This window comes from Mesorhizobium sp. M0800, assembly GCF_040320095.1.
GTDB lineage: Bacteria > Pseudomonadota > Alphaproteobacteria > Rhizobiales > Rhizobiaceae > Mesorhizobium.
In genome coordinates this window covers 1-5,765 of sequence record NZ_JAMYOZ010000068.1, presented here as the reverse complement: position 1 = coordinate 5,765, position 5,765 = coordinate 1, and the positions used below count along the sequence as shown (strand labels likewise).

Genomic DNA, 5,765 nt, shown 5'->3' with positions numbered 1-5,765 from the left:
GCGTCATCCGATGCTGGCCTCCACTCCAGCCAGCATCTTGAATCACAAAACCGACTGATCCGGAATCCCCTTCGATTCCGTCAAATCAGGAACCGCTCTAGTCAACGCCGCAACTGTTTCCTGGAACGGCAGCAGCGAGTTGGCGCGGGCGACCAATAGAGCCAGTTCAAGTGGTCGACGCACCTGCTCGTCTTCGATTTGCCGGGCTGCCGTCAATCCGGCCCCGGTGTGCTGAGTGGCCTCGGCAAGAGCTGACCGCGACAGGGCCAATTCCGCAGCAGTCAGCCAATAGTGCGCCGCCGGCTCCGAGAGTCCCGCCTCAGTGTAGTGATGGGCGATCACCGCCGGCGCGGATTCGCTGCTATCAGCAAAGCGCTCGACAATTGACCGGGCGATGTCCGCATGGATGCGCTGTCTGCGGGAGCGAAGCAGCGAGTTGTGGGCTGCATCCTGCACGAGCGCGTGTTTGAAAACATAGATCGTGTCACCTATGGCGGCGCGAGAGAATACCAGCTCCGACTCGACCAGTTTGTGTAACGCCTCCTTAAGCGCGGTTCCGGTAATCGGCGAGATCGCTTCCAGCAGACGGTACGAAAACTCCCGGCCGATCGCCGCGCCAATCTGTGCGATTTCCCGGATCGACCCGAGCCTATCCAACCGCGCCATTAGGGAGTCCTGCAGCGTCGATGGAATCGCCAGTGCCGTCAACGGCGCGGCCAGCACAAAACACTGGCTTTGCTCGCGCAGTTGCCCCGATTCAAGGACCGCCTTGGTCAGCTCCTCAACGAATAAGGGAACGCCGTCAGTCTTAGAGATTATCGCGCTTTGCACTTCTGCAGGAATCTCCTTGCCGCCGGTGATGCGATCGATCATGGCTGCAGCGTGACGCCGTCCGAATCGGTTGAGCGCCAGCCCTGTCACATGGCCTTGACCGACCCAGGGATTTGTAAACTCCGGGCGAGAGGTCACTATCAACAGCGCCCGCAATCCCGGTACTCGCTCGACGATGGCGCTGAAGAAATCCAGCGAGGTGGGGTCTATCCAGTGCGCGTCCTCCAGCACGGCAAACACGGGCGCCTCTCGCGTCAGCCCGGCGAACAGCTCAATCAACGCGGCAATCGTCTGCTCCTTTGCCTCGCTCGGCACTACTCCGAGGTCCTGAAAGTGTCCCTCGGTCGAGATCGACAGAAGCGAGGCGAGATAGGATGCGACGCCCCGGCCACCGAGGCCCGAGCGGGCGATTAAAGCTTCGAGCCTTTCGATTTGCGCTGTCGGCGGCTCGCCGGACCTAAGACCCAGCGAAGATGATATCTGTCGGACGACCGGATACATCGAGACGTTGCGATGGTGCGGAGAACACTGGTAACGCACAAGGCCATAAGGTTGACCCACGATCCGTTCGCGCAGTGCCTCCAACAGGCGTGACTTGCCGATGCCTGCCTCGCCGGTCAGCAACACTACTTGGCCTTCCCCCCCGCACGCGTCGCTCCAGCGGTCGGCAAGCAACGCCACTTCCTGATCACGTCCCACCAGGGGCGCGTTCGACCGGGACGCCTCGAACCGATTGACGTTCTCCGTCTCGCGGAGGACCTCCCAGGCCGAAACCGGAGCATCAAAGCCTTTGATGACGTGGACGCCCAGGGCCTTGAGCTCGAATACCTCGCCAAGTAGTAGGCGCGTCGAAGACGCGATGACGATGCGGCCTGCGTTCGCCAGACCCTGAAGCCGGGCCGCGAGATTCGGCGTATCGCCGACCACCGCATGCTCGCGCGATGCACCATGGCCGATCACGTCCCCCACCACCACCAGGCCAGTCGCAATTCCGACGCGCGCCTGGAGTGTGCCTGCTGCCGCCGTTTCAATCGTGGCAACCGCAGCTACGATCTCCAGAGCGGCACGCACGGAACGCTCCGCGTCGTCTTCATGGGCAAGCGGATAGCCGAAATAGGCCAACACGCCGTCACCCATGAACTTCGCAACAACCCCCCCGTACCGGGCGATGATGACGGAGCAGGCTTCTTGGTAAGCGCGCAGTACGTTGCGCATCTCCTCCGGATCCAGCCGTGTCGACATTTGCGTCGAGCCGACGAGATCGCAGAACATAACTGTAATCTGACGTCGCTCAGCTGTGTCGACATGCGGCGTCGTCGGCTCTATGGGCTCGGGTTCCAATTGCCGCGCACCAAGGCGTTCGATTGCCTTCAACAACCGCTTGCGATGCCCGAGAAGCACGCCGATCTTTTCCAGGTCGGCGTCCGTAAGGTCAGGCAGCACTTCGCTGTCTATCCCGTTCTCACGGAACGAAGCTTCATATTGAACAAGACCGAGGCTCTGCAGCCATTTCCCTAAATTCATGGACGTATCGCAGCCCGATTGGACCAATAGTCCTCAAACGGGAGCCGGATGTCTAGTGAAGAGAATTCCGGGTAGTGGGTCAGTTTGAAATCTGACGCTGCGCTTTTTGCCGGGGCGCCGTTCTTCGCTCAGCTCTGGGCATATTTGTCAGTTCTTCGGCATTTGGGGTGGCACAAGTTGAACGTATGGCGTCGTCGGTTCCTTATCAGGGCGAATGCGACTGGGGGCCGGCTTCCCGTGTTTGCCGAGCGACCTAATGTATTGATAGAGCGATTGCATATCGCTCTCCTCCATCGCTCGAAGATTGTACCAAGGCATCGGTGGAGACGTTCTAATGCGCTTCAGCATCCCTACAAATCCACGCTCGGTCATTACCGAAGCATCTATCCGAAGATTGGTCGCATAGGTCGTGCCCCAAGGACCGCGCCAACCGACCGAGTTGCCCATTAAAGCCTTTTCAGGATCAATCTTGCCTTCTGTTTCCCGGTAGCCTTCGGTATGGCAATCGTGACACCCGCCGATGATTGATACCTGCAACCCTCGTTCGACCGATACTTCGCCTTGAGCGAAGGCTGCAATTGGCATCGTGAGACCGGCTAATAGGAAAAACAGGCTTGTGACACGCATCCTTCCCTCCCATGCGTTCCGCTAAGCAGTATGAGCCAACGTCCGAAGGCGACGGCTAGCTTGAAAGGCTCTTTTTGTAAGGGCCGCGAATAGCCGGTTTCTCGGCTTCTCTCGCTTCGATCAGCGCAACGATGTCACCAATCTCCCAAAGCTTGTCAGTGACGCCAGTGGCCATCGCAGGCGTCATGCGCAACGTGGCATGGATGCGAACAAAATTGTAGTACATGAAATGCAACGCCACCGCATTGGCGTGAGCCTCCACCTTCTTGGAAAAGCCATTGGTCAGGCGAGTGAAGCGGCGCATGTGCATCCGCATGGTCAGGTTCTGGCGTTCCGCAAATGACGTGCTGACATGCTTGATGTCAGGATTTCCTTCGATCCGTTCTTTCCGCGCGCCAGTGCATTCGGCGGGGCTATAGCGGCCCTTGGCGCTGTCAGGCGAAGTGCCATAGAGCTTGATCAGCATGGCATAGTCGATATCGCCGCCGAACGCACCTTCAACAGCCTCTAGCGACTTGAACCCCCGACGTCAGCACCGAAACATTCTGCCGCATCTTACCCTGTCCGATTTGCACGTCGCTACTCGCCTTTCCCGAACGAGCCGGCCAAGCAGCTTCCGCACCACGCAACATCTCTTATCTTGGGCAACACGGTCTCTTCATTACCGGATGTGCGGGATGTGGATTTGTTGTGCCGAGTGCAATATGGCCCCGTTTACCGGGACCGAGGCTTGTCGAAACAGTCAACCGCCTGGATTTGATATCGTTGTGCTGTTTCAGTACCGACGTTCTCGAGGCCGCGTCTATGAAGAGTGACGCGCTTTCGTACCCGCCCCGCGGCCTCTCTCGTGAGGAAGCAGCGCGCTATGTCGGCGTCGGATCGACACTATTCGACGACATGGTTGCTGACGGCCGCATGCCGAGGCCTAAGCACGTCAACAGTCGCGCGATCTGGGATCGTGTGGCGCTCGATATCGCTTTCTCCGCCCTGCCAGACAAAGACAATGGTCTCCAACAACTATTGGAGCGGAGCAAACGAGAGCCGACAAGGAGATAAGCAACTACGCACACTGCGTATACGCTGCAGGCGTAGTACAGTCATCGCCTGAGCGGATGAGATGACGTGAACGACAATGAAAAGCTCGCGCGAGAAGTGAAAGCCTGGCGGGCGAAGGGAGGATTCACCGCCGAGAGTGCAGCCAAGGTCTTGGGAATACCGAAACGCACTTTTGAAGGCATAGAGCAAGGTCGGGGCTTCCATTACCCGGTACTCCTGCGCGTTGCTATAGAAAGCAAGACCCTTTCGCTTCAGGCAATGCTGGAGGATTCCCCGCCTGTTGAGCAACGGCAGCGGAAAACTCAAAGGGAGATTTAATGGCCAGGCCATTCAAAGATATCCGCTACCCCGGCGTTTCGTCGCGCATCAAGAACGGAAAGCTCGTCTATCGCTATCGCGGCAAAGGAATGCCCGAAATTCGGCTTCCTGGCGGACCAGGCGATCCTGAGTTCGAAGCCGCCTATGAACAGGCAACGCAAGGCCAAGGTCAAAAGGCCGTCATCATTGACTTGCCCGGTCGGGCGTTGCCAAAGACATTTGGTCATGCTGCGCGCCGACTTGAAGCGACGATGGAATGGCTGGACTTCGACGAAGCGACGCAGCAGAAGAATGCTCGGCTTATTGAGCGCTTCCTTCAGATGCAGGTCGATCCTGCCTATCCGCTGACTTGGCGCAACACGCCGGTGGAACATCTCGATGCCGACCATCTGCGTGCGATTATCGAAAGTGTCTTTGCCACCAACCGGACGGTTGCCAAGCAACTGCTGGTGGCAATCAAGAAGCTCCTGTGGGTGGCGATCGAAGTTGAGAAATGGATCAAACCGCAGGACGATCCCTCGCTGTCGATCCGCGTCCGCATTCCAAAATCGACTGCCAATCCCGCCTGGCCGATCGCCATTCGTGAAAAGTTCGAGGCGCACCATCCAATCGGCTCAGCGCCGCGCACCTGCTATGCGCTCGGTTTCTGGCTCGGCAACCGACGCGGCGATATCGCCTCACTGGAGTGGGACGATTTGGTCTTCGAGGAGATCGAATTGTTCGATGGCTCCTTGGAAACAATCGAAGCCTTCGACTTCCGACAGCAGAAAAATCGTAACCGTCATGGCGGGCGCGAGATGTTCATCCCTGTTGTGGACAAGCTGGCGCAAGCTTTAGTGCCACTAGATCGCTCTAAGGGTGGCACGGTATTGAAGAACGGCTATGGGCGTCCGTTCTCCGAAAAGAGCCTCACCGGCATGATGGCGCATTGGAACAAGCAAGCCGGCATCCCGGAGGGCTACACCCTGCACGGGCTGCGCCGTACCTTCGGTACGTATCTCGCCGAATGCAACATCCAAGCGCGCGCTATCATGGAGGCGATGGGGCATTCTTCAATGACGGTAACAGACGAGTATGTGCGAGAGGCCAATAAGAAACGGATGGCTGTCGATATCGCCCGCGCCATTAACGAGCGGGAGGCCAAACGCGACGCCATGAAGCAACGGACACCGCTGCGCGTCATCAAATGAGCGGTTTCAAACCGACCACATGCAGGGTGGCCTATCGGCCGCCCTTTTTGTTGGGCCCATAACGGGCCCAAAACGTTTTGGGCCGAGGCCACTTTTTATAAACAAAATCAATGGTCATGGTGGGCCCGGAGGGACTCGAACCCCCAACCAAGCGGTTATGAGCCGCCGGCTCTAACCATTGAGCTACAGGCCCCACGGCGCTGGATTAGTGTTTTTCCC

At 58.2% G+C, this 5,765-nt stretch carries 5 protein-coding genes, 1 tRNA gene and 1 pseudogene; 3 read left to right on the top strand and 4 right to left on the bottom strand.

The genetic code is table 11. The annotated features are described in order from the left end of the window. Positions 1-42 precede the first annotated feature (42 nt). The 3 genes and pseudogenes from NKI18_RS33170 to NKI18_RS33160 form a co-directional block, all read right to left on the bottom strand. Positions 43-2,355, bottom strand: a complete 2,313-nt coding sequence (locus NKI18_RS33170; protein WP_353022047.1) for an AAA family ATPase — start codon at positions 2,353-2,355, stop codon at positions 43-45. Between the two features lie 147 nt (positions 2,356-2,502). Beyond that, positions 2,503-2,982, bottom strand: a complete 480-nt coding sequence (locus NKI18_RS33165; RefSeq protein WP_352622563.1) for a hypothetical protein — start codon at positions 2,980-2,982, stop codon at positions 2,503-2,505. A gap of 55 nt (positions 2,983-3,037) precedes the next feature. Continuing rightward, positions 3,038-3,493: pseudogene (locus NKI18_RS33160) on the bottom strand (IS1 family transposase); the annotation flags it as partial. 293 nt (positions 3,494-3,786) lie between these two features. On the opposite strand from NKI18_RS33160, the gene NKI18_RS33155 reads away from it, so the two are divergent. From NKI18_RS33155 to NKI18_RS33145, 3 genes are all read left to right on the top strand, one after another. Beyond that, entirely contained in the window at positions 3,787-4,038 is a 252-nt protein-coding gene (locus NKI18_RS33155) for a hypothetical protein (protein WP_031212899.1), read from the top strand. A 66-nt stretch (positions 4,039-4,104) separates the two neighbouring features. Next, the gene (locus NKI18_RS33150) at positions 4,105-4,356 is read left to right on the top strand and encodes a helix-turn-helix domain-containing protein (protein WP_352622561.1); all 252 of its coding nucleotides are present in this window, start codon (positions 4,105-4,107) and stop codon (positions 4,354-4,356) included. Beyond that, positions 4,356-5,546, top strand: coding sequence for a tyrosine-type recombinase/integrase (locus tag NKI18_RS33145; protein ID WP_352622559.1), 1,191 nt, complete (start codon positions 4,356-4,358; stop codon positions 5,544-5,546). Before NKI18_RS33150 ends, NKI18_RS33145 begins: the two co-directional genes overlap by 1 nt. 117 nt (positions 5,547-5,663) lie before the next feature. On the opposite strand, the gene NKI18_RS33140 is transcribed toward NKI18_RS33145, so the two are convergent. Next, positions 5,664-5,739 (bottom strand) — tRNA-Ile (locus tag NKI18_RS33140). Positions 5,740-5,765 lie beyond the last annotated feature (26 nt).

Coding starts and splice junctions, on each gene's coding strand:
- NKI18_RS33145 (WP_352622559.1), top strand. CDS start 4,356: ATGGCCAGGCCATTCAAAGATATCCGCTACCCCGGCGTTTCGTCGCGC.
- NKI18_RS33155 (WP_031212899.1), top strand. CDS start 3,787: ATGAAGAGTGACGCGCTTTCGTACCCGCCCCGCGGCCTCTCTCGTGAG.
- NKI18_RS33170 (WP_353022047.1), bottom strand. CDS start 2,355: ATGAATTTAGGGAAATGGCTGCAGAGCCTCGGTCTTGTTCAATATGAA.
- NKI18_RS33165 (WP_352622563.1), bottom strand. CDS start 2,982: ATGCGTGTCACAAGCCTGTTTTTCCTATTAGCCGGTCTCACGATGCCA.